The sequence below is a fragment of the Nostoc piscinale CENA21 genome, assembly GCF_001298445.1.
Taxonomy (GTDB): domain Bacteria; phylum Cyanobacteriota; class Cyanobacteriia; order Cyanobacteriales; family Nostocaceae; genus Nostoc_B; species Nostoc_B piscinale_A.
Genome location: NZ_CP012036.1, coordinates 4,530,596 through 4,552,842 on the forward strand (window position 1 = coordinate 4,530,596; position 22,247 = coordinate 4,552,842).

25 protein-coding genes and 2 pseudogenes are annotated in these 22,247 nt (G+C 40.2%); 11 read left to right on the forward strand and 16 right to left on the reverse strand.

Annotated features, from left to right (window positions below):
* Positions 1-466: 466 nt before the first annotated feature.
* Positions 467-931 (forward strand): annotated as a pseudogene (locus ACX27_RS34045) (Clp protease N-terminal domain-containing protein); the annotation flags it as partial.
* 215 nt (positions 932-1,146) lie between these two features.
* Here the strand turns inward: ACX27_RS34045 and ACX27_RS19555 are convergent.
* From ACX27_RS19555 to ACX27_RS19565, 3 genes are read right to left on the reverse strand one after another with little or no spacing between them, the layout of a single operon-like run.
* Complete coding sequence (locus tag ACX27_RS19555; RefSeq protein ID WP_062295063.1) at positions 1,147-1,371, reverse strand: type II toxin-antitoxin system VapC family toxin; 225 nt, start codon at positions 1,369-1,371, stop codon at positions 1,147-1,149.
* Entirely contained in the window at positions 1,372-1,599 is a 228-nt protein-coding gene (locus ACX27_RS19560; protein ID WP_062295064.1) for an antitoxin, read from the reverse strand. It abuts the gene before it with no gap.
* 38 nt (positions 1,600-1,637) lie between these two features.
* Positions 1,638-1,862, reverse strand: coding sequence for a hypothetical protein (locus ACX27_RS19565; protein WP_062295065.1), 225 nt, complete (start codon positions 1,860-1,862; stop codon positions 1,638-1,640).
* Here ACX27_RS19565 and ACX27_RS19570 point away from each other — a divergent pair.
* The 3 genes from ACX27_RS19570 to ACX27_RS19580 are packed head-to-tail and all read left to right on the forward strand — an operon-like array spanning position 1,852 to position 2,635.
* On the forward strand, positions 1,852-2,058 hold the full coding sequence (locus tag ACX27_RS19570) for a hypothetical protein (protein WP_062295066.1): 207 nt from the start codon (positions 1,852-1,854) through the stop codon (positions 2,056-2,058). The two genes, ACX27_RS19565 and ACX27_RS19570, sit on opposite strands and share 11 nt — an antisense overlap.
* Before the next feature lie 30 nt (positions 2,059-2,088).
* Positions 2,089-2,367 (forward strand): BrnT family toxin, encoded by a 279-nt coding sequence (locus ACX27_RS19575; protein ID WP_062295067.1) that lies wholly within the window; start codon positions 2,089-2,091, stop codon positions 2,365-2,367.
* Positions 2,354-2,635, forward strand: a complete 282-nt coding sequence (locus tag ACX27_RS19580; protein ID WP_062295068.1) for a hypothetical protein — start codon at positions 2,354-2,356, stop codon at positions 2,633-2,635. Before ACX27_RS19575 ends, ACX27_RS19580 begins: the two co-directional genes overlap by 14 nt.
* A 433-nt stretch (positions 2,636-3,068) precedes the next feature.
* Here ACX27_RS19580 and ACX27_RS19585 read toward each other — a convergent pair whose 3' ends face one another.
* The 9 genes and pseudogenes from ACX27_RS19585 to ACX27_RS19630 form a co-directional block, all read right to left on the reverse strand.
* The gene (locus tag ACX27_RS19585; protein WP_062295069.1) at positions 3,069-3,989 is read right to left on the reverse strand and encodes a manganese catalase; all 921 of its coding nucleotides are present in this window, start codon (positions 3,987-3,989) and stop codon (positions 3,069-3,071) included.
* 370 nt (positions 3,990-4,359) lie between these two features.
* Positions 4,360-4,780 (reverse strand): annotated as a pseudogene (locus ACX27_RS19590) (fasciclin domain-containing protein).
* Between the two features lie 1,089 nt (positions 4,781-5,869).
* Positions 5,870-6,211, reverse strand: coding sequence for a cupin domain-containing protein (locus ACX27_RS19600; RefSeq protein ID WP_062295071.1), 342 nt, complete (start codon positions 6,209-6,211; stop codon positions 5,870-5,872).
* Between the two features lie 15 nt (positions 6,212-6,226).
* Complete coding sequence (locus tag ACX27_RS19605) at positions 6,227-7,396, reverse strand: zinc-dependent alcohol dehydrogenase (protein ID WP_062295072.1); 1,170 nt, start codon at positions 7,394-7,396, stop codon at positions 6,227-6,229.
* A gap of 192 nt (positions 7,397-7,588) precedes the next feature.
* The gene (locus ACX27_RS19610; protein WP_062295073.1) at positions 7,589-7,981 is read right to left on the reverse strand and encodes a hypothetical protein; all 393 of its coding nucleotides are present in this window, start codon (positions 7,979-7,981) and stop codon (positions 7,589-7,591) included.
* Positions 7,982-8,038: 57 nt separating this feature from the next.
* Complete coding sequence (locus ACX27_RS19615; RefSeq protein ID WP_062295074.1) at positions 8,039-9,208, reverse strand: zinc-dependent alcohol dehydrogenase; 1,170 nt, start codon at positions 9,206-9,208, stop codon at positions 8,039-8,041.
* Between the two features lie 54 nt (positions 9,209-9,262).
* Positions 9,263-9,958, reverse strand: a complete 696-nt coding sequence (locus ACX27_RS19620) for an SRPBCC family protein (protein WP_062295075.1) — start codon at positions 9,956-9,958, stop codon at positions 9,263-9,265.
* Positions 9,959-10,048: 90 nt separating this feature from the next.
* Positions 10,049-11,146, reverse strand: coding sequence for a DJ-1/PfpI/YhbO family deglycase/protease (locus tag ACX27_RS19625; protein WP_062295076.1), 1,098 nt, complete (start codon positions 11,144-11,146; stop codon positions 10,049-10,051).
* A gap of 61 nt (positions 11,147-11,207) precedes the next feature.
* Entirely contained in the window at positions 11,208-11,609 is a 402-nt protein-coding gene (locus ACX27_RS19630) for a DUF2267 domain-containing protein (protein WP_062295077.1), read from the reverse strand.
* A gap of 341 nt (positions 11,610-11,950) precedes the next feature.
* Here ACX27_RS19630 and ACX27_RS19635 point away from each other — a divergent pair, with 341 nt between their 5' ends.
* On the forward strand, positions 11,951-12,334 hold the full coding sequence (locus ACX27_RS19635; RefSeq protein ID WP_062295078.1) for a DUF6335 family protein: 384 nt from the start codon (positions 11,951-11,953) through the stop codon (positions 12,332-12,334).
* 161 nt (positions 12,335-12,495) lie between these two features.
* The gene (locus ACX27_RS19640; RefSeq protein ID WP_062298439.1) at positions 12,496-13,671 is read left to right on the forward strand and encodes a class I SAM-dependent methyltransferase; all 1,176 of its coding nucleotides are present in this window, start codon (positions 12,496-12,498) and stop codon (positions 13,669-13,671) included.
* Between the two features lie 305 nt (positions 13,672-13,976).
* Here the strand turns inward: ACX27_RS19640 and ACX27_RS19645 are convergent, their stop codons facing one another.
* The 3 genes from ACX27_RS19645 to ACX27_RS19655 form a co-directional block, all read right to left on the reverse strand.
* Entirely contained in the window at positions 13,977-14,864 is an 888-nt protein-coding gene (locus ACX27_RS19645) for a polysaccharide deacetylase family protein (RefSeq protein WP_062295079.1), read from the reverse strand.
* 125 nt (positions 14,865-14,989) lie between these two features.
* Positions 14,990-15,640 (reverse strand): tRNA (adenosine(37)-N6)-threonylcarbamoyltransferase complex dimerization subunit type 1 TsaB, encoded by a 651-nt coding sequence (gene tsaB / locus ACX27_RS19650; RefSeq protein ID WP_062295080.1) that lies wholly within the window; start codon positions 15,638-15,640, stop codon positions 14,990-14,992.
* A 114-nt stretch (positions 15,641-15,754) separates the two neighbouring features.
* Positions 15,755-16,003: a Ycf34 family protein gene (locus ACX27_RS19655; protein WP_062295081.1), complete on the reverse strand. Its 249-nt coding sequence runs from the start codon at positions 16,001-16,003 to the stop codon at positions 15,755-15,757.
* A gap of 86 nt (positions 16,004-16,089) precedes the next feature.
* Here ACX27_RS19655 and ACX27_RS19660 point away from each other — a divergent pair, with 86 nt between their 5' ends.
* Positions 16,090-17,352 carry a tRNA nucleotidyltransferase/poly(A) polymerase-related protein gene (locus tag ACX27_RS19660; protein ID WP_062295082.1) on the forward strand — a complete coding sequence of 421 codons (1,263 nt, stop codon included), beginning with the start codon at positions 16,090-16,092 and terminating at the stop codon, positions 17,350-17,352.
* Between the two features lie 139 nt (positions 17,353-17,491).
* On the opposite strand, the gene dusB is transcribed toward ACX27_RS19660, so the two are convergent.
* A complete protein-coding gene (gene dusB / locus ACX27_RS19665; protein ID WP_062295083.1) occupies positions 17,492-18,544 on the reverse strand; it encodes a tRNA dihydrouridine synthase DusB in 1,053 nt (350 codons plus the stop codon).
* 343 nt (positions 18,545-18,887) lie between these two features.
* On the opposite strand from dusB, the gene aroC reads away from it, so the two are divergent.
* The 4 genes from aroC to ACX27_RS19680 all read left to right on the forward strand — a co-directional run bounded on the left by aroC (position 18,888) and on the right by ACX27_RS19680 (position 22,229).
* On the forward strand, positions 18,888-19,976 hold the full coding sequence (aroC, locus tag ACX27_RS19670; protein ID WP_062295084.1) for a chorismate synthase: 1,089 nt from the start codon (positions 18,888-18,890) through the stop codon (positions 19,974-19,976).
* 128 nt (positions 19,977-20,104) lie between these two features.
* Positions 20,105-21,298 (forward strand): hypothetical protein, encoded by a 1,194-nt coding sequence (locus tag ACX27_RS19675; protein ID WP_235526273.1) that lies wholly within the window; start codon positions 20,105-20,107, stop codon positions 21,296-21,298.
* Positions 21,279-21,896 carry a tetratricopeptide repeat protein gene (locus ACX27_RS34050; protein ID WP_235526274.1) on the forward strand — a complete coding sequence of 206 codons (618 nt, stop codon included), beginning with the start codon at positions 21,279-21,281 and terminating at the stop codon, positions 21,894-21,896. Before ACX27_RS19675 ends, ACX27_RS34050 begins: the two co-directional genes overlap by 20 nt.
* A gap of 72 nt (positions 21,897-21,968) precedes the next feature.
* Positions 21,969-22,229, forward strand: coding sequence for a SemiSWEET transporter (locus ACX27_RS19680; RefSeq protein ID WP_062295085.1), 261 nt, complete (start codon positions 21,969-21,971; stop codon positions 22,227-22,229).
* The last annotated feature ends 18 nt before the right edge of the window (positions 22,230-22,247 follow it).

Genomic DNA, 22,247 nt, shown 5'->3' on the forward strand with positions numbered 1-22,247 from the left:
AAGGGAAGGCTTTAAAATTAAAATAGCAAAAGCTCCTGTAGGCGATCCGCAATTGGAATACCGTAAGGAAGTAGAGCAATGTGTCAGGAATGGTAAGGTTTCGGTTATAGGTCGTCGCATTCTCAAACGTCGTCAAAGTGAATTGGGTTTGTCAGTTGAGGTAGCAGCCCAAATTGAAAACGAAGTTTTGGAACCTTACCGCCAATATCAAGCAAATCTCAGGGAATACGAAGAAGCATTAGCTGAGGCGCTACAGCATGAAGGAACTCTGAGTCAGCATACAAGAGAAGAACTAAAGCGATTTCAGCAACTTTTACAACTCCGAGATGAAGATATCGATCTGATTGAAGTGCCTGTAGCAATAGAAAAAGACACAATCAAACAATCTGAGTTTCTATACCAAAAATCTACTGAGACTTTAATATATAAACTAAGACATCAATTAGTAGACATTACATCTACAGAAATAGAACTAGCGGAACAGAAAGAGTACAAAGACGAAGGTTTATTTGAACGTTTTACAGAGAGAGCGATTGAGGCGATAAGGTTAGCGCAGGAAGAAACGCTCCGTTTTGGCCATAATTTTATAGGTACAGAACAAATACTCTTAGGACTGATTAGAGAAGAAACTGGTGTTGCTGCTCAAGTGTTGCAATTGAAAGGTATTAAGCTGGCAGATACTCGTATAGAAGTAGAAAAAATTATTGGACTTGGCAGTGGTTTTGTACCACCAGAACTTCCCTTTACACCAAATGCAAAGAGGGTTATAGAGTTATCTTTAGAAGAAGCTAAAACACTTAAGCACAATTATGTTAGTACTGGCGATCTGCTTTTGGGTTGTATTAGATTAGAGGAAGGCGTAGCAGTAAGGGTTTTGGAAAACTTGGGTGTTAATTTACAGAACTTAAGAGAACAAGTTGTACATACGATTAACTTATCTAAAAACAAAAATATACAATCTCAATAAACAAAATACAGCAATCCCAACACCTTTGCGTTCGCTCCTTTACAGGCTTCCCTAACAAAACGCTGCGCGAACGCTTTGCTTGAAATGACAGTGTTTTGCCGACGATTATATCGCTGTTGATTAAAGTGCGATCGCTCTGTCTCTTCCAAACAGCGATCGCCTACGCAGCAGGTGTTATGCTAATAATTGAAATCAACAATTTCAAGAGGTAGTAAAAATTGTAGTAAAGCGTTACGATTTTTCTCTTGTTGTTGGCTTTTGGCTACTCCATATTCAAGTTCCGCAACAGTAATAGAGGAGACACCTGCATCAGAAATGCTCAGTGTTTGAAACTTATCTAGCACTTTCTGAGGTTTTTGCTTGATGAGGTAAATGCAAATATTGGTATCAAGCAAGTATCGCATTTACAAACTCTCTCTGATGTCAATTTGTGGTTGATCTCTAGTAGTCATGAAATCATCAGAGAAGTTGTCTAAACTCTCGATGAGAGATTGCCAGGGGTTATCTTTGGCAATGAGAACAATAGCGTTACCCATTTTTTTAATATAAACTTCTGTGCCAGTAAGTTGAAAATCTTCCGGCAAAATCACAACTTGGTGAGTGCCATCAGTGCTGAGTTTGGCAGTGTTCATAATTTATCTTTCCTATAAAATGCTAGGCTACTCGCATTTTATTTAAGTAGATCTAAAGTTATAAACTCACCATTTCTATACTCAGCGCGAACAGCTTCAATCTCTACCTGTGTCTGAGCATCATCTTCATACAATGCTTCTTCAGCTTCAAAAATTTGTTGTTCAATTAGCTCTTGAAGTTGGCGTTTCTCTTTTAAATCAAGAGAAGATATTGCTTCTGCTAAAGCTTCTAAGGAAAGTTGTACTTTAACAATGGCTGGCATTTGCGTTTATGGGGTGTTTGCTGCACATTTACACCATTATGCTGATTTTAACAGCTATATTCCATTGTTTGCTGAGGTGCGATCGCCTACACAACTAAAAAAAATGCGATCACATTCCGACGGTTTTGTGATGCGTGCAGAATTTTTGGGCGATCGCAATTCACTAGAACTATCTCGAATTTTCCAGTTAGGATAAAATTTAGATAAAAACTTTGTGGAGAGTAATGTGGCACTAGAGTTTGAATGGGATGAAAACAAAGCCACAGCAAACTATCAAAAGCATGGAATAAGTTTTGATGAAGCGAAGACAGTATTCAACGATCCCTTTTCACTCACTATTGCCGATCCACAACATTCTCTTGACGAAGATAGGTATATTGATATTGGATTATCAGCTAAGGGAAGAATTTTAGTAATAGTTTACACAGAGCGGAAATCTAAAATTCGGATTATCAGTTGTCGTCAAGCCACAGCTAGAGAACAAAGCACCTATGAACAACAATAATTCTCATGTTGAAACCCCAGATAACGATATGCTACCTGAATATGATTTTACAGGTGGTGTGCGAGGAAAACATCATCAAGAATATCGACAAGGACATACGGTAACAATTCATCAAGCAGATGGCACAACCGTAGTACAGCACTTGACAATACCAGAAGGTGCAATCATGCTCGATCCAGATGTTCGAGAATTTTTTCCGAATGCAGAAGCAGTAAATCACGCACTACGTACACTCATTCATCTAATTCCTCAAAAAAAAGTTAGTTAAGGATATAACAATCCACTTGCAGTTTGACGCTTTTGTATGCAGGTGAGATTTGGGGATGAGATCGCCTTCTCAATCTCAAAAGTATTGAGTGCGATCGCTGCTCGACAAAATGCGATCGCCTACATAACTAAAAAAAATGCGATGTCTACGACAAGCCGCTTTGCGTCTACGCAACATCAGCTTTCATCACCAACGCTACCTCATTCATAAAGAACCTTAACTCATTTGTAACAAACGACGTAAGGTTTCTTATTAACTGAAATGGCTGGTGGTGTTTGTAAAAGCGATCGCATTCGTAAAGGCACAGTTACTCGTTTAAAATCTGCCCCACCAGACACTCAAAAATCGTAAATTTGAAATGAACAGGAACAAAGAATAGGGAACAGGCAAAAATTGGGCTACGCTCTAACCAAAAGTTGCGATAACATTTTTACTAACTTCTAATCACTGTTCTATCAACGGCAGAACCCCCACTAGCACCATTACCTTGTGTAGTTTGAGTTTTGGGCGTACCATGCAATTTCGGGTCTGGTTGTGGTGGTTGTGGTTCAGGGCCTAGCGGTTGAGGGTTAGCAACATATTGGAATTCACCCTTACCATCTATTGACTTACCTTTTGCCCAACGACCCTCAGAACTTTCCGTACCTTCAGAGTGATTCCAGAATTGATAAGCAAACTCGCGTTTCTCCAACTCCAACGGGAAGGAACTAGGTACTGGAGTTGTTTCCAGACCTGAAGATTCTAAATCTTCAATCGTTGCTAACCATAAATTTTGGTGCATGGTGTCACGCGCAATCATAAAACTCAAGGTATCTTTCACCCCTGGGTCGTTTGACATTTCGTACAACCGCACTGCTTGCAAACGTCCTTGACTTTCAGCGTGCAAATTAGAACGGAAATCGGCTAAGAGATTACCACTAGCAACGATAAAACGACCGTTCCAGGGATAGCCAACGCTATCAGATGGTGTAGCACCCAAACCAGAAACAATAGCGTGCTGGGGGTTCATAGCGGCGTTCATAATTACATCTCGTGGGTTTGTACCACCCATCACCGCACCGACTACCGCATCTCTTGCGCCTTCTTCTTGGACTGTCACAGGTGCTTTATCTAGCAAATGGGCAATCATTGTCGCCAACATTTCAACGTGACCGATTTCTTCAGTACCCACATCTAGCAGCATATCTCTGTATTTAGCAGGGCCGCGACAGTTCCAACCCTGAAAAAGATACTGCATCATCACAGTCATTTCACCAAAAGTCCCACCAATTAATTCTTGAATCTTCATAGCGTAGACTGCATCAGGCTTTTCTGGTGGTTTGAAATACTGTAATTTTTTGGTGTGGTAAAACATTTGAATCTCCTGAGTTTTTGTTACCTTTCCTTACTAGGAAACTCAGGAAAGCTTGTCTCTACATCAGCCTGCGGTTCGAGAAAAAAAATTTAGAAATTATCAATAATTTAAAACCAGAGATGAACACAAATTAACATAGATATATTAGCTATTTTTTATGTATAACAGGCTCAACAATATTTTTGTTTGACATAGAGTTTTCATTCAATAATGAAATACCCCTTTCTTCTTTGCTGAGAAAGGGGTATTAGGTGAATTTGTTAAATTGACACGTATGATGATTGCTTGCCTTTACACCTGTATTTGTAACATTCATAAAGTGCAATAGTGTGAGAATTATCAGAGAGAATAAGTTCTACTTCCTAATTTCTCAATGTCCAGCCACCATCGCAGGTATGAGGATTCCATCAATCACATGAATGACACCATTATCTGCCAGGATATCTGTTTGCAGGATATTGGCATCATTGACTTTAATATTACCGTTAACAGATTCAATTGCTAAAACAGATCCTTCCAGTGTCTCTGCTTCATCAATTTGCTCTAGGTCATCCGACCGAACATCGCCATAAGTGACATGATAGCTAACAATTTTCTTCAGTTTGGCAGTATCTTGCAGTAGTTCCTCTAAGGTTTCCTCTGGTAGCTGGGCAAAAGCTTCATCCGTAGGTGCAAAGAGTGTAAAAAAAATTAGAACTTTGCAGAGTATCTATAATTTGTGCAGCCTGGACAGCTTTTACTAAAGTGTTGAAATTGCCTGCATTAACAGCAGTTTCCCAAATATTAGCCATTATGATATCAAGATAGTCGGACAAATTAGTTATAAATTGATACAAGGCTGTTAACCTCTATCAACGGAGGGGTAGCGGATAATATGTGGGACTTACGTACAAAGATTTTCTGTGGAGACTGGGTGTGAGGGTGTATGAGTGTGGGGCTTCGCCGTGAATACATACACCTGCTTGGGGTGTAGTTGCAGTAGTTTAAGGCGATCGCAGCCCATTGTATATTAAAAAATTACTTGGAAACTGCTATTTATGTGAAATTTACTTTTTCTTTCTTACTAATCGGACAATCATTACTAAATAAGTAATTAATAAACCAATAGCCATTGGAGCAATACATAAAAACCAATTGTCAATACAATATTGTGTTAAAAAAATTTTTGCCTGTCAGATGTTCTAAAACAACCCTCACACTATCGGGTGTATCCCCAAAATCTACCTGAAACAAGAAAAATCCACTATAGAAAAAAATACAGAAATAGATAATGATAGATTCAACAGAATATAGGGAGGCAAATTGAAATTTTCTGATGAATAACAATCCAATAATTATTTGAATTAATGTAACAAACAAATCAATAATTCCAAAGAATAAAATTAAAAACCAGCCAGGAGTTAAAACTCGCAAAACCAACATTAATAATGCTGAAATAATAAGTATTATTGATAGTATTTTTTTCATATATTTCTAACATGGTATGATAAATGAAAGGCTATATTAGACACAAATTTTAGTATTTGCTATATACAAAATTGACTGATAAATTTATATAGCAATCCAATCGTGTCTAGTTAAAGACTGATCATTTATACCACAGGGATGCCAAAGTGTTGGGCGGCTTTGTTTCCTTCAGCGATCGCCTGCACAGACTAATGAAAAATCAAGGGTTTGAATCCACTTAGGGACTTCCAGCTTCTCGAAGAGTAACCCAACATCCGAGCATAATTTATTGGATTTCGCTAATGTTCCACCCAACCTACTTTTATGCTTAACTGAACCGTATTGCTATATCAGGAATTAAAAAAAGCAGGTTAGTGTAAACTAACCTGCTTTCTAGGCAATAAACATTATGGTATTCAGTGAACTATGAAAGATTAATTTTCATCACGCCCGTGAACTTGGGCAGGTGGGCTGGTAGCTTCTACAGCAGTAAATGGTTCGAGAATTTTATAGTTGTGATGTGAACCTTTGGGAACTACCCAAGAACTACCAGGTTCAAGCAAAATCATTTGTCCTTCAATGTGCAGTTCTGCACGACCATTAATTACATAACCAACAGTTTCATATTCCCGTGCAGTTGGTGGTTTATCATTTCCTGGTTGTTCATTTTCCCAAAGGCGCATAGAAACAGATTTACCCGAAGCCAGATATTTCTGACCGAGTTTACCTTTGGGTGAATGGCTGGAATCGATTTTTTTAACGCTGGTGTCAGTCATATTTAATTACTCACCTTACGGTTTCAAAACAACTTTGATGCAGTTATCTTGTTTGTGTTTAAAAATTTCGTAGCCGTGGGGTGCTTGTTCTAAAGGTAATTTGTGTGTAATCACAAATGACGGGTCGAGGTCACCGTTTTCAATGTGATTTAGTAAAGGTTTTAAGTAGCGATGAACGTGGGTTTGTCCCGTTTTAAATGTGAGGCCTTTGTTCATTGCTGCACCCATTGGGATTTTGTCAACAAAACCACCATAAACTCCAGGTATAGATACATGACCACCTTTGCGACAAGATACAATAACTTGTCTGAGTGCAGTGGGACGGTCTGTTTCGAGGCGGACTGCTTGTTTTACTTGGTCGTAGAAAGCCATTGCATCTGTACCATGTGCTTCCATACCCACAGCATCAATGCAAGCATCGGGGCCACGGCCACCTGTCATTTCTTTAAGTGCTTCACCGACATTGACTTCTTCGTAGTTGAGGACTTCAGCTTTACCTTGTTCTTTAGCCATTTGCAAACGTTCGGGGATGCGGTCAATGGCGATGACTCGTTCTGCACCAAGAAGAAACGCACTTTTGATAGCAAATTGTCCGACTGGGCCGCAACCCCAGACTGCAACGATATCACCGGGTTTGATGTTACAGTTTTCTGCGGCCATATAGCCTGTTGGGAAAATGTCAGTTAAAAATAAAACTTGCTCATCTGTGAGATGGTCGGGAATTTTGAATAAACCAACATCTGCAAAGGGTACTCGGACATATTCTGCTTGTCCGCCAGCGTAACCACCAAATAAATGAGAGTAGCCAAATAAACCAGATGGTGAGTGACCCATTTGGACTTCTACCATCCAAGCATTTGGGTTGGAGTTATCACAAAGTGACCATAAATCGCGCTGACAGAAAAAACAGTTACCGCAGGATATAGTGAAGGGAACAACAACGCGATCGCCTACCTTAACATTCCTAACTTCACTACCTAATTCTACAACTTCCCCCATAAATTCATGCCCCAGGATATCACCTTTTTGCATGGTGGGAATGTAGCCATCATAAATATGTAAATCTGAGCCACAAATTGCTGTGGAAGTAATTTTAATAATGGCATCACGCGGGTTAATAATTTTGGGGTCAGGAACCGTTTCTACCCGCACATCGTTTGCTCCGTTCCAGCAAACTGCTTTCATAATTTTTAGTCCTTTGTCATTTGTTCTTGGTCATTAGTCATTTGTCATTTGTGAAAACAAATAAATCATGGAAGTAATAGCTAGATAAATAGGTGCGTTAGGCGCTTTGATTATTTTTTTGGGAAACATCTAAACGCGCCTAACACACCTAGCTATCTTTTTACTTTTGCCTTTTTACTTTTTACTTTTTACTTACATTCTATCTCTGAGTTGTTTGCTGGGAGGATTTTGATAATAACCTTCTCTGCTACCTTGGGGTTGATTACCACCAACTGCTTCCCCTACTCTATCTTTTGCATCCTTGAGAAACTCTTTTGTAGCTCTAGGAGTATCTTCATCTAAGTTGAGTTTTTCACGGATATTATCAGCAGCGCCCTTCAATTTGGACTGAGCATTTCTAGCTTGGTTATCGTATTGAACGCCGTTGTTTTGTCCTTCGGGTACACCTTTATAATAGGTACCTTCTGGAGTTGTTACATCAGCTTGTGCTACATTCACAAAGCTAAATGCTTGACCTAGTAAGAACATAAATCCTACTAAAAAAACCACCATAATTTGGCGTAAACGAGAAATCACTTGCTTCATAAATAACCTCATTTGTTTTATTTATTTGTGTGTACAACTGAACGGCTATGTGCCAATTCATGGTTTGAGGACGACTTTGACACAGTTATCTTTTTTCTGTTGAAAAATGTGATAACCGTGAGCCGCTTCTTCTAGTGGTAGTTGATGAGTGATCACAAAAGAAGGATCTAATTTGCCATCCAAGATTTGCTGGAGTAACAAACGCATATATTTCTGGCCGTGCATTTGTCCCATTCTGAAGGTGAGACCTTTGTTCATTGCTGCACCCAAGGGTATTTTGTCTACAAAACCACCATAAACACCCATAATTGCCAAAGTGCCGCCTTTACGACAGGCTACCATCATTTCTCGTAATACGTGAGGACGGTCGGTTTCTAACCTGAGCTTTTGTTTTGTCTGATCATAGAAGTCTTCTAAACCAACACCGTGTGCTTCTAAACCGACTGCATCAATGCAAGCATCAGGGCCTCGTCCGCCAGTCATTTCTTTTAATGCTTCACCAGTATTAACTTCTTCGTAGTTAATTACTTCGGCTTTGGCATATTTTTTTGCCATTTCTAAGCGTTCGGGGAAACGGTCGATCGCAATTACTTTTTCTGCACCCATCATATAGGCGCTAATCATGGCGAATAATCCTACTGCGCCGGAACCCCAAACAGCTACCGTATCCCCTGGCTGAATATCACAGAGTTCTGCCCCCATGTAGCCAGTCGGAATAGCGTCGGAAATAAATAATAGTTTCTCGTCAGGTATATCTGACGGAACTTTGACAACGCCGACATCAGCAAATGGTACGCGGATATATTCAGCTTGTGCGCCTGCATAGCCACCTAATAAATGAGAGTAGCCGTAAATGGCGGAAGTGACATTGCCAAATAATTTTTCTTCTAACCAACTGTTAGGGTTAGAATTATCACACAGCGACCACATATCGCGCTGGCAATAAGCACATCGACCACAGCCAATTGTAGAGGGAACAACAACGCGATCGCCCACTTTTAAATTATCAACGCCCTTACCAACTTCGACAACTTCTCCCATAAATTCGTGACCAATAATGTCACCTTTTTGGACTGTTGGGATATAGCCGCCATAGATATGTAAGTCAGAACCACAAATGGCTGTGGATGTAATTTTAATAATTGCATCACGGGGATTAAGAATCGTCGGGTCTGGTACATTTTCTACCCGAACTTCATTCGCACTTTGCCAACAGACTGCTTTCATAAAAGTATGAAGTATGAAATGTGAATTAGAAAGTATGAAGTATGGGTTTCATCTTCATCGTTTGCCTGTTGGTTGACCTTCGGTTGTAGCGATTTCTCCGGCTTCCATGAGCATTTTGAAGCGGCGCAAGTCATCGCCAATTTGTTGTTCTGGTTCTTCGCCGAAAAGTTTGGCGAGAGCCGCACTTAATCCACCACCGGGGATGTTGTATTCTAAAACTACTTTGACTTCTGTACCGCGATCGCCAGGGGCTTTTTTAAATCTGACAAAGCCGGAGTTATCAATATCCGCGCCTTCGACAGAAGCCCAAGAAATAAACTCGTTTTCTCTATCTTCGAGAATCTCTGCATCCCATTCGACATTATTAGCCAAGGGCGCTTTTGCAATCCAATGAGAACGTTTTGCATCGTACACTTTTACATATTGTAGATGCTTCATAAAGGTGGGTAACTGCTCAAAGTTGTGCCAAAAACGATAAAGTTCATCTGCTGGTTTATTTATCGTTACTGTCTTTTCAACTTTGATTGGTTTATTCATTCCCAGAGCTTCTTGTGCTTGCTGTATTGTGCTTTGCTTGGTTATACCTTGATAGATTAAACCACCGCCAGCCAGCGCAGTTAATACACCTCTTAAAGAGCGTTGACTTAAACCTGTGAGTACCATAGCGCCACCACCAATCAGAGAAGCCCAGCGTTCCATTTCATTGGCTTCTGCGGGAGTTTTAGTTGTGCGATCGCCTGTTGAAGTCATACAATTTTAGATTTTGGGTTTTGGGTTTTTGATTCGTAATTCGTAATTAGATTTTCTGCATTTTTTTAATTACGAATTACGAGCTACGAATTACATAGACACCGCAGCACCACTAGTTGGCTTAGGAGCTTGCACTTCACCACCCAGCCGTAACTGATATAGTTCTACTAAGCGTTGTTCATCTCTTAATAAATCACGGTAAATTTGTTTAAAAATAGCCGTTGCTACTGGGTCAGTAAACATTGCTGATAAATTACCAACGTCACCAATACCTGTTTGCAAATCACCTAAAGCACAACGAATTTGATAGATGTCATCACTACCAGACATAGCCGCTTTAACTTTGGCATATTGATTTGCAATATTGGCAGCCAAAGAAGGTTTTTCACCTAATTTATTGAGATATGTTTCTAATATTTCAATGTGGTTTCGTTTATTAGCAATCATCTCTTGAAAGATGACTTTAACTTGAGTATCTGATTCTTTTTCGTAATATTTTTCTAGAGCTTCTAGAGAATAACGTTCACCACTTAAAGCAGTGTTTAAACCTCTGACAATTTCGCCTTTAGTTGAACCGCCCCAAGCATCAGCAATTTTCCACCATTCGGCGCTAGTATCTGTTTCATCTGGAAGCGCCACATCTTTACCACCATAACCAAGGCGGCTGAGAATAGCTGTGGTAAAAATTGCCAAGTCTCCAGGTTCGCGGGAAGTAATTAAATTACCATCAACTACCAGAGGTTCATCTTGATAATTTGCACCCGCATTCAGCATATCGCGGCGGATAGCAACAAAACCAGTAGCGCGTTTATCTCTGAGCAAATCACCTTCAATTAATAATTGTGGCCCGTGACAAACGGCTGCTATGAGTTTTCCTTGTTGCATAGCTTCTTGGACAAACCGCACTGTGTTGGGGTTGCGGCGCATTTTATCGGGAGCCATACCACCAGGAATCACAACTGCATCAAATTCTCTGGCGATCGCTTCTGTAGTTGTACCATCAGGTTGCACCGAAACTCTACCGCGTTTACCTTTGTATTTTTCGTTCATCCGCGAACCGAGGACAACTACATCCATTCCTGCTTGTTTCAGCCCATGACAAGGAATTGTAAATTCTGCATCTTCGACATCATTTTCAATTAAAATTGCAACTTTTTTCTTCCCAGAATGATTGTTTTGATATGACATGGATGTACCTAGTTTGATTAATTGTTAATTGTGTGGAAACTTATCAAATAGCATTCCTGAACTATGCAGGTACTTCACTAGTAGGTGGTGCAGTGAATAATTCTTCGTAATCGTGACTAAAATGGGCTTGAAATTTAGAAAAAATTTCAGGGCTGATGGCATTTTGCAACACAGCGAAAACTGCCCGGACATGAATTGCAGTAGTAGTAGGTTCTATATGTTCTTTTTGGCTAACACGTTGAATAAACTCTTGGAGATGAAAACTTTGAGTACTTGCTTGGGTTCGTGTCTGTAAATAATCACTTAATTTCTGTGGGAGTTGTGCAGCTAAACCTTGAATGTCACTTTCTGCAATACGTTCTTTAATAGTTTCTAAAGTTGCACGAGTAGCAAGTTCCGCCTCCTCAAGAGAATTAGATTGAGAGAGACTTTGGACATGGGTAATAAACTCGTGATATTCCACTTTCGACCTCCGCTGAAACAAGCTCCATACTTATTGGGATTTGGGTATGAGAAATTGTCAGGAATAAAAATATCAATGATAATTTTTACCGAGAAAAAGTTATGAGTTAAGAAGAAATTAAGAAAGCTTTTTGTGTGGGTTGAGTACTTCTAACTCATAACTAACAGATTCAACTACAAGTAGCTTAACCTTGGATTTACTCTTACAAGATTAGGCTGTAAAAATTACATTAACTTCGTTCTAAGGGGATAGATTTTTTTACGACTAAAGTCATACATCGAAAGTCAGACAAATTTTACTAATAAAAACGTTATTGTAAGGATGCAGAAAAGGCAGATATTATGACAGAAAAAAATCAGCATCCTGAAATTAATTCAGAAGATTTACCACAAGAAATTACTGAATCTTACGGCACTGGAGTCAAAGACTTACCAGGGTACAATATTGGTGAGCGATCGCTCGATCAAAGTACCCCAGAGTATCCCGATAGCCCCGAAGTTACCAGTGAGGACGGTTATACTTATTGGCAAGATACCGTAGGTGACGAAGCGGTTGGTGGTACTGTCGCGGTTCCTGAACAAGATGTTACCGAAGAAATCGAAGCAGCCGTTGGTTTAGAAATGGATGACCGCGCCTTCCTCCGTACCAACGAAATTCTCGAACAACGCGATGATCGTCGCTGGGAACTAGATCCAAAATCCTCCGAAGATTATCAAGAACGATAAGTGCTGAGTAAGGAGTCCTGAGTGGTGTACACTGAGCGCAGTCGAAGTGTAAGTTCTAAGTTGTCTCCCTTGTCGTCCTTGTCCCTCAACCTCTCTCAAAAATCCCTACCACAAATGTCCAGCATTTCGATAAACTCAGAAATGCTGCGATGTTGTTGATCATGTCAGATTCTCAAAGTGTAAGTGCTGCTGTTGCCAAACTCTACAATACCTATCCCTTTCCTCCAGAACCCCTGCTAGATGAACCACCTCCGGGTTATAACTGGCGTTGGAATTGGTTAGCAGCTTATAACTTCTGCACAGGTCAAAAGCCGCAAAAGCAAGACATCCGCATTTTAGATGCTGGCTGCGGTACAGGTGTAGGTACAGAATACTTGGTTCACCTCAACTCCCAAGCTTCTGTAGTTGGTATTGACTTGAGTGCGGGTGCTTTGGCTGTGGCGCAAGAACGTTGTCAGCGTTCCGGCGCGAACCGCGTGGAATTTCATCACCTCAGCATCTACGATGTGGAACAATTACCCGGTGAATTTGATTTAATCAATTGCGTCGGGGTTTTGCATCACTTACCTGACCCAATTCGCGGTATTCAAGCTTTAGCTAAGAAATTAGCCCCAGGCGGAATTATGCACATTTTTGTGTATGGCGAGTTGGGACGTTGGGAAATTCAACTTATGCAAAAAGCGATCGCCCTTCTCCAAGGCGACAAGCGCGGCGACTACCGTGATGGTGTGCAAGTCGGAAGAAAAATATTTTCCTCTCTACCAGAAAATAATCGAATTGTCAAATACGAAAAACAACGCTGGGCAATGGAAAACCAGCGCGATGAATGCTTTGCTGATATGTACGTTCATCCCCAAGAAGTTGATTACAACATTGATACATTGTTTGAATTAATTGATGCTTCTGGTTTAGAGTTTGTCGGCTTTTCCAATCCTGGATTTTGGCAGTTAGATAGACTTTTAGGAAAAGCACCAGAGTTAATCGAACGGGCAGAAAATCTCAGTGAACGTCAGTTGTATCGTTTAATCGAATTACTAGACCCAGAAGTTACCCATTACGAATTTTTCCTTGGTCGTCCTCCCCTAGCTAAAGCCGACTGGTCAAGTGATGACAAGCTGTTATCGGCTATCCCAGAATTAAACCCTTGTATTGATGGCTTTCCGAGTCAATGTATCTTTAATTACGACTATCAAATTGTCAATTTATCAACAGCAGAGTTTGAGTTTATGCAAGCCTGTAATGGACAAGCAACGGTAGGGGAAATTTTGGCAAATGTGCAATTAAGCTTGGATGGAGTGAGAACCTTGATCAAGCAACAGTTAGTTATGCTGACATAACCGCCAAGATCATATCTGGCAAATTACTTATCATACGTCATTGCGAGTGCAACGAAGTGGAACGAAGTAATCGCCTGGACTCTGCGATTACTTCGCTACGCTCGTAATGACAAGTGTTTAATCGAATATGATTAAGACTTAAGCAAAACACCTCTTAAACTCTCATGTCTCTGTGGACTCTGCGCCTCTGTGGTTAGATTTTCCGTAGCTTGTGCATGAGTCCTGATGATATAAAAACTTTTCCCCTGCACTCTTCCCTGTTCCCTCTCCTCACAGATAACTTTTTCACCCCACCCTACTTATCATTAATGACTAGAATGCCCATCTTTGGTAACTACAGAAGATTCGGCTGTGACTACATCTTTGGCTTTGGTTTCCATTTCCATTAATTCCGGGATGGTGACAAACTTATAACCTTTAGCCTTTAAATCTGCAATAACTTGTGGTAATGCTTTCACAGTACGAGAACGATTACCACCACCATCGTGCATCAACACAATTCCACCGGGTTTGGCACTTTTTACGACATTTTTAATTAGTGTTGGAGTTTGACCACGACGTTGAGAGTCTCCAGATTCATCAGACCACATAATAATTGCATACTTTTGACTTTTGGCATAATCAACTAAGCCATTGTGTAAAAAGCCACCAGGGGGACGAAATAATGTGGTTTTCACTCCGGTAAGTTTATATATCAAATCTGCTGTGCGATTAATTTCACTCGCTGCGGTGGCTACATCCATCCGACGATACCAATGATGCCATGTATGGTTGCCTAATACATGACCTTCAGCGGCAATTTGTTTAACAATTTGGGGATGGAAACTAACCATTTGCCCTACTAAAAAAAACGTAGCTTTAATATGATTTTGTTTAAGAATTTCTAATATTTGTGTAGTATTTTTTGGGCCAGGGCCATCATCAAAAGTTAGGGCAATAACTTTATCTGTTATGGGTAATTTAGCTTGATAAATGGTTTGTCCTTGAAATTCCTTTGATATAGTTTGTTGAGTGGTGTTTAAACTGGCATTTTGTGTAGTTACTGCCGATTTCTTATCTACCGATTGTGCAGATAGTAAAGGATTGTTAAGGGTAGCTTTGAGTAGTAATCCTGTGAGACTCAAGCCACCACCCGTACCAATCAGCGTAATAGTTCCTGCTGTTAATAATTGCCATAATTTTGGGCTAAACACATCGATACTCCTCAATTAATATGTATTAAGCACATATTTATCCGTAATTATTTTAGTTTTACTTTACGAATTTTGCGTAGTGATGACAGCAGTATAACTATAATGTGGAGAAATGCCAGTGTTTTTTAAATTTCTACTGGATGTTGTCCATAATAAGGTAATGCTTCTGACCACTGAGGGCGTTTTCCTTGTCGCCATTCTAGATAAGAAAGTTCCAAAATATTTGTGACAGTTGCAGCTAACCCAGAGATTGCGGAAATTAGTTGATACTCAGTGTTGCAGTTAGCTAAAGTTTCTTGCCAAGCTTCTGGGGTTAGTACTGTATCAGGAAATAAGGCTGTGATTTCTGAAGTGTGGGAATTAATTTGATAAATCGCACCAAATACTTTACCGCGTTGTGCTGGCATTTCCACAGCGATCGCTTTTTGAGTATGATTTTTATGTGACCAAGCTACTGCCGCTAAAGTCGAAATAGCAAACACGGGAATATTTAATTGTTGCCCTAAAGTGCGGGCGAGAACTACACCAATACGAGTTCCGGTAAAGCCGCCAGGCCCTTTGGCAACAGCAATAAATTCTAAATCTGCCCAAGTGTGTGGGTGGATAAATTCAACTAAATATTGATGTATATAACTCGATAAATCACGCCCTAAATTCCAAACATTGGTGCGAGTTTCGCCAGCAAAATTACTCATAGCAAAACCTAATTCTGGCGTGGTTGTATGCAGGGATAAAGCGTATTTTTGGGGGTGTAGAGTGGTTAGTTCCGTGGTCAAAGCGAGTAATTATATTAATTTTCCTAGAGTTGGCGTGATATTTATTCAATCATAAAAATATGCGACTACTACAAGAAATCGCAGTAGTCGCTGACAATTTACCTATCATATCCATCACGTCGGTACTAGTTCACCAGGACGCAATTTCGACCATTTACCCATTTCTTGCTTAAAGCTAAGACAGCCAACAACATCCCATTCCATTTCAATCACATCCTCTTTGGTGCGGATGTTAACGTTAATAGAAGGTTCATTGGGGTCAAAAGTCGGGCTCTCTGTTAAATGAGGCTGTTGGTGTTGGGTTTCTACGGCATGATAGGTTACACAACGGTCTACGTAGTGGCAGTTTACGCAAATACACATAATATAACCAACTCCAGGAGCTTTATTGCTAATCTAGCGTAAGCAAAGCTATTCTTCATTAGTTACCGGGTTGATTTTTATTACAAATGCACAGTTCTGTTTCTGCAATTCTCGCGCCGCAAAATTGGCCTTTTAGCTTGGAATGCTTGCCACAACCAGCTTACATGGTGGGTGGTGCGGTGCGTGATGCGATTTTAGGCAGAACCCGTGAATATTGGGATCTTGACTTTGTGATCCCATCTGATGCGGTGCAGGTAGCGAGAGCGATCGCTAAACGTTATCAAGCTGGCTTTGTTTTACTCGACGCAGAACGTAAAATTGCCCGTGTGGTATTTTCCCAAGCTACGGCTGACTTTGCTCAACAAGAAGGCGATAGTTTAGAAACTGACTTGCATAGACGTGATTTTACAATTAATGCGATCGCCTATAACCCCCACACCCAAGAAATCATCGACCCATTGCAAGGTTGTGCTGATTTAGAGCAAGGCTTGTTGCGTATGGTATCACCAGCCAACCTCAAAGACGACCCTTTGCGGTTAATGCGTGCTTATCGCCAAGCCGCCCAACTGAATTTTACTATTGAACCAAATACACAAATCACAATTCGCGCCTTAGCATCACACCTCCACACAGTCGCCGCCGAACGAGTCCGTACCGAAATAGGCTATCTTCTAGCCAGTCCCCAAGGTACACCCTGGTTAACCAACGCCGGAAAAGATGGTTTACTTTCTCACTTCTTCAAAAATGCCACAACCGCCAGCTTTGATAAACTCGCCGCCGTTGACACAGCCGCCGCCATCCTTGCACCGCAATTTGGTGCAGAATTACAACAATATCTGCGTGATACTGTGAAAACCACTTGGTTAGGTATCGCCAAACTTGCTTGTCTTGTAGATAGTAATCCTGAAGTTGCCGAATTAGAACTCCAAGAACTCACCTATAGCCGTGCTGAAATTCGCGCTATTACCACGGCTTTGAAATTATTCCCGCAGCTAAAATCTACCGACAAGTCTATTAGAGAACAATATTTTTTGTTCCAAGAAGCAGGTAATGTCTTTCCTGTTGTCGTATTATTGGCGGTAGCACAAGATACTTTGGTAGAGGCGATGTCAGGCGACAAATCATTGTTGGTTTACTCACCTTTGATCAGCCGCTACCTTAACCCTGATGATCTGGTCGCTCATCCCACTCAACTAGTGAGTGGTAAACAACTAATGTTAGCACTAAACATTCCAGCCTCGCCAGTCGTCGGGGAACTACTAACAGAGATTGCGATCGCCCAAGCCGGAGGTAAAATTGCTACAGCCACAGCCGCAATTGAGTTTGCACGGCAGATGTTAGAGAGTTAAGAGTATGTCACAGTCTGTTGAGGTTGGGTGTAAGGGTGTAGGGGTGTAAGGGTTTAAGAGTTGTTCACCTACCCACCAAATTTCTATCCACCTTGTCTACCTTGTCCCCTTTGTCTCCCTTGTCCCCCTCATCCCCCTTCTACACCATCTGAAAATTAGTACTTTCTTCCAACACCTCATAACCAGATGCTAACTTTTCCATAGCGCGGTCAATTAAATCTAAACCTTGCTGGACTGTTTCAATCACACTTAATTGTCCGCGTAATTCAGCCGCGCCGACAAAGCCTTTAGCGTACCAAGTCATGTGTTTACGGGCTTGACGAACACCGCGATCGCCTTTATATTCCCATAAAGCTTGTAAATGATCTCTGGCACATTCTAAGCGTTGAATTGGGGTTGGCGGTGGCAAAAGTTCACCTGTTTTCAAGAAGTGGTCAACCTCGCCTACCAAAAAGGGATAACCCAAAGTTCCGCGCGAACACATCACACCATCAGCGCCAGTGTCCTCTAAACATTTGACTGCGGCTTCTACAGAAAATATATCGCCATTACCAATTACAGGTATCGACAGCACCTCTTTTACACGGGCTATCCATTCCCAACGAGCGTTACCATTGTAACCTTGAGCGCGGGTGCGTCCATGCACAGTAATCATTTTCGCCCCTGCATCTTCCATCCGCTTGGCAAAATCGAGAATCGTGATTTCCTTATCATTCCAGCCAATCCGGGTTTTAACTGTTACTGGTACATCTACCGCTTTCACCACTTCCCGCACAATGGCTTCAGCAACTTCTGGCTGACGCAACAGCGAAGAACCACCACCATTTTTGGTAATTTTATTTACCGGACATCCCATATTAATATCAACAGTATCAGCCCCTTCCGCTACAGCTTTCACGGCTGCTTCGGCTAAAAAATCAGGGCGACAATCAAATAACTGAATACTAATTGGGCGTTCATTAGGGTCTACTTCCATGATTTTGGGTAACTGCTTCACATAGTGCAGTCCCGTAGCGTTGACCATTTCGGTATACATCATCGAATCTGGTGCATAGCGGCGCACTAGCCGACGAAACACCAAATCTGTCACCCCAGATAAAGGCGATTGTAGAACTCGGCTTTTTACTTCAAAGGAGCCAATTTTTAAAGGTTGGGAGAGTCTAGCTTGCAGACTGGGAGACAGAGTAACCATATCAACAATTCACAATGCACACTTAATCATATCTTTTATCCAAGACGGTTGTTGATGATGGTTTGTGTGATTCAGGTCAACTTGCAATAGTATGAGACTGTTGGCGATCGCAATTATTAAGTCATTAAGCTAATCGTCATTTAAATTGCACTATGTTTAATGCTAAATAAAGCTCCAAACCCTCTCCCTTGCTCCCTGCCCCCTACCCCCCTGCGGTCTCCATGTGCAGAATAAATGTTTAACAGCTTATCTCCCTTCTCTGCCATATCCCTGATTCGTGAAACTTAACATTTGCAAGAACTCTCGGTAAAATACATAAGCCTTATCCTTTTTCCTCACAATCATGGGCAATACTTTTGGGCATCTGTTTCGCATTACTACTTTTGGTGAGTCCCACGGCGGCGGTGTGGGAGTTGTCATTGATGGTTGTCCTCCGCAACTGGAAATCACAGCAGCAGAAATTCAGTTTGAGTTAGACAGGCGGCGGCCAGGACAAAGTAAGATTACCACGCCGCGCAAAGAAGCAGACACCTGTGAGATTTTGTCTGGGGTGTTTGAAGGAAAAACTCTGGGGACACCGATCGCTATTTTAGTGCGGAATAAAGACACGCGATCGCAAGATTATGATGAGATGGCGGTGAAATATCGTCCTTCCCATGCAGATGCAACCTATGATGCTAAATACGGAATTCGGAATTGGCAAGGCGGCGGTCGGTCTTCGGCGCGAGAGACAATTGGTAGAGTCGCCGCAGGTGCGATCGCTAAAAAAATTCTCCAACAAGTTGCTAATCTAGAAGTGATTGGTTATGTCAAACGCATCAAAGATTTAGAAGGCATCGTTGACCCTAATACCGTCACCTTAGAACAAGTAGAAAGTAATATTGTGCGCTGTCCTGATGCAGAATGCGCCAATCGGATGATTGAGTTAATCGAGCAAACTGGCAGACAAGGCGATTCTATTGGCGGTGTGGTAGAGTGTGTTGCTCGCAACGTGCCGAAAGGTTTAGGCGAACCAGTATTTGATAAGTTAGAAGCCGATATTGCCAAAGCCGTGATGTCACTTCCAGCCAGTAAAGGTTTTGAAATTGGTTCGGGTTTTGCCGGCACATTATTAACGGGAATTGAACATAACGACGAATTTTATATCGATGAAAATGGTGAAATTCGGACTGTAACTAACCGTTCCGGTGGTATCCAAGGCGGTATTTCCAACGGCGAAAATATCATTTTACGAGTTGCTTTTAAACCCACCGCAACTATTAGAAAAGAACAAAAAACAGTAACTAATGAAGGTGAAGAAACCGTATTAGCCGGCAAAGGCAGACATGATCCTTGTGTGTTACCCCGTGCTGTGCCAATGGTAGAAGCAATGGTGGCGCTAGTGCTGTGTGACCATTTGTTGCGACATCATGGCCAATGTAAAGTGTTGTAATAAAGACTGCTCTAAATGCGGTAAATACTTATTATTTCTGGGTGGATATTTTATTCGCCCTTTTTTTGTAGTGTTGCTATAGTAGCGAATGACACCTTTAACTAAGTGCGATCACATCTACTATCAACATGGCTCAACAGTCGCAAAACAGCTTACAACACTTTAATCTACTGAAATCTAAATACCAAGTAACTCAATGTCCAGACTTATTACCTCAGAATATCTTATACTTTATACTCCGAAAGGCTGATTTAGGAGTTGAACTGAGTGCATCAGAAATTAATTGCTTAAAAGAATCGCAGCTTGATCAAACTTTAAAAACTATCAAACAAGAACAACAACATAGATTGCAAGAATTGATAAATCTAGAAAATGAATTTTCTCAATTAAAGTCTAAATATAAAGTCAAAAAACATGATATATATTGGCAATCAAGCCCTCTGTATTATCTACTGTTAAAACTGGAATCTGGACAATATCTCACTAATTCAGAATGTCATTGGTTAAAATCAAATCATTTAGAAGATACAAATTCCCTTGCTCAAGAAATTAAACTATTTGTTCAACTTAAATCTAAATATAAAGCTAATTCATATCAAAACTCATTTCCTACTAGCAATTTATATTCAATCCTGAAAAAATTAAATATCAGTGAAAGCTTAACTCAGGCTGAATATGATTGGCTTATAAATAATCAACTGTGGGAAACAGCAGAAATTTTTAAACAACAAGAGTCAGCTAAAGAGGCGGAATTTGCCGCACTTAAAGTTAAATATCAAGCCACTAAATACCAAACTCAATCTCTCTATCATAGGTTATATAATATTTTATTGAAAATTGATGCTCAACAACAGTTAGGTGATGACGAACTGAAATGGCTGGAACAGCAGCAACTAACTGAAACAATCGCTATTGTTCAAGAAATAGAACAAACCAAAGAATTTATTTCTTTAAAAAAGAAGTATAAAGCTAGTCAATATCAAGACTCTTCACCGAAAAGCCATTTATATAAACTTCTCAAAAGTCTTGAAGCGAGAAATAAGTTAGGTGAACAAGATATCAACTTTCTCAAAAAACGCAAGCTCACGGATACTATAAAAATTGCCAATGAGCAATATATATCTCTGCTAAAATCTAAAATCGATTTAGGAGAATTATTAGATAATTCTGAAATTGAATGGCTAAAAGATAATGGGCGTGAAGATATTATAAACTTAGCTAAACAAAAGCATTACAACTATCTCAAGAAAAAAATATCGATTCGTAGACTTCAACCCATCAATAGAGCCATTTTACACAATCATGGTGAAATTGGAGAATAAAGAACGTCTAGATATTATTTTAGTTGTTCAGTTAATCGAACAAGAGCAGTTATCTTCTGGTGGTGGGATTGCAACTGCACATTATAAATTAGAAGCTGAATTTTATGAGCAAGAATATAGTCGCACTGGCAATAAGTGGAAGATACCAACAGCTAGTAGTTATTGGCGTAAAGCTAATGAACCAGAACAGTCATTAAAGTTAACTAATTTAGATTTAAATAAGATTAAAGAAAATAAACTCAAGTCAGCAATTTTAGTTACTAGAGGCGCAGCATTCCGAGATACAGGTAAATTGGTAGAAGCTGAAAAATGTGCAGTTAAAGCTATGGAATTACATCCAGATAGTTATCAACCCTATACCTTACTGGGCGCAATTTATTACGATATCGGTGACTATACTAAGGGTGATTATTACTTTGATGAAGCCATCAAACGTGGAGCTAAAACTGAAGAGATAGACTATGAAATTAAACGAATATTCCGCAATAAAAAAGATGAGGAACAACGTCATGAAGCGGCAACATATTTACTCAAGAAAGACCCACACAGGTATGCTTGGGCTAAATCTTACCTCAAAACACCCAAAAATGATGAATAACTAAAATTTTGCCAGATTAATCTATGTTAATATATGTTCATTGCATATATTTACAAATATTACTCAAGTCTAATGGATTTTTTGACAATTTTAGGGTTAGTTGCTGGGGCATTAACTACCATTGCATTTCTGCCCCAGATGTTTAAAACATGGAAAAGCAAATCAGCAAAAGATGTATCTTTTGTGATGTTAATTACATTTATGAGTGGCTTATTATTATGGTTGGTTTATGGCATTGCTTTACAAGCCTTACCAATTATTATTGCTAATGCCATATCATTTATTTTTAACCTGATAATCTTATGTTTAAAACTGAAGTATAAATCAAATTAAATTCAACAAATTGTAAAT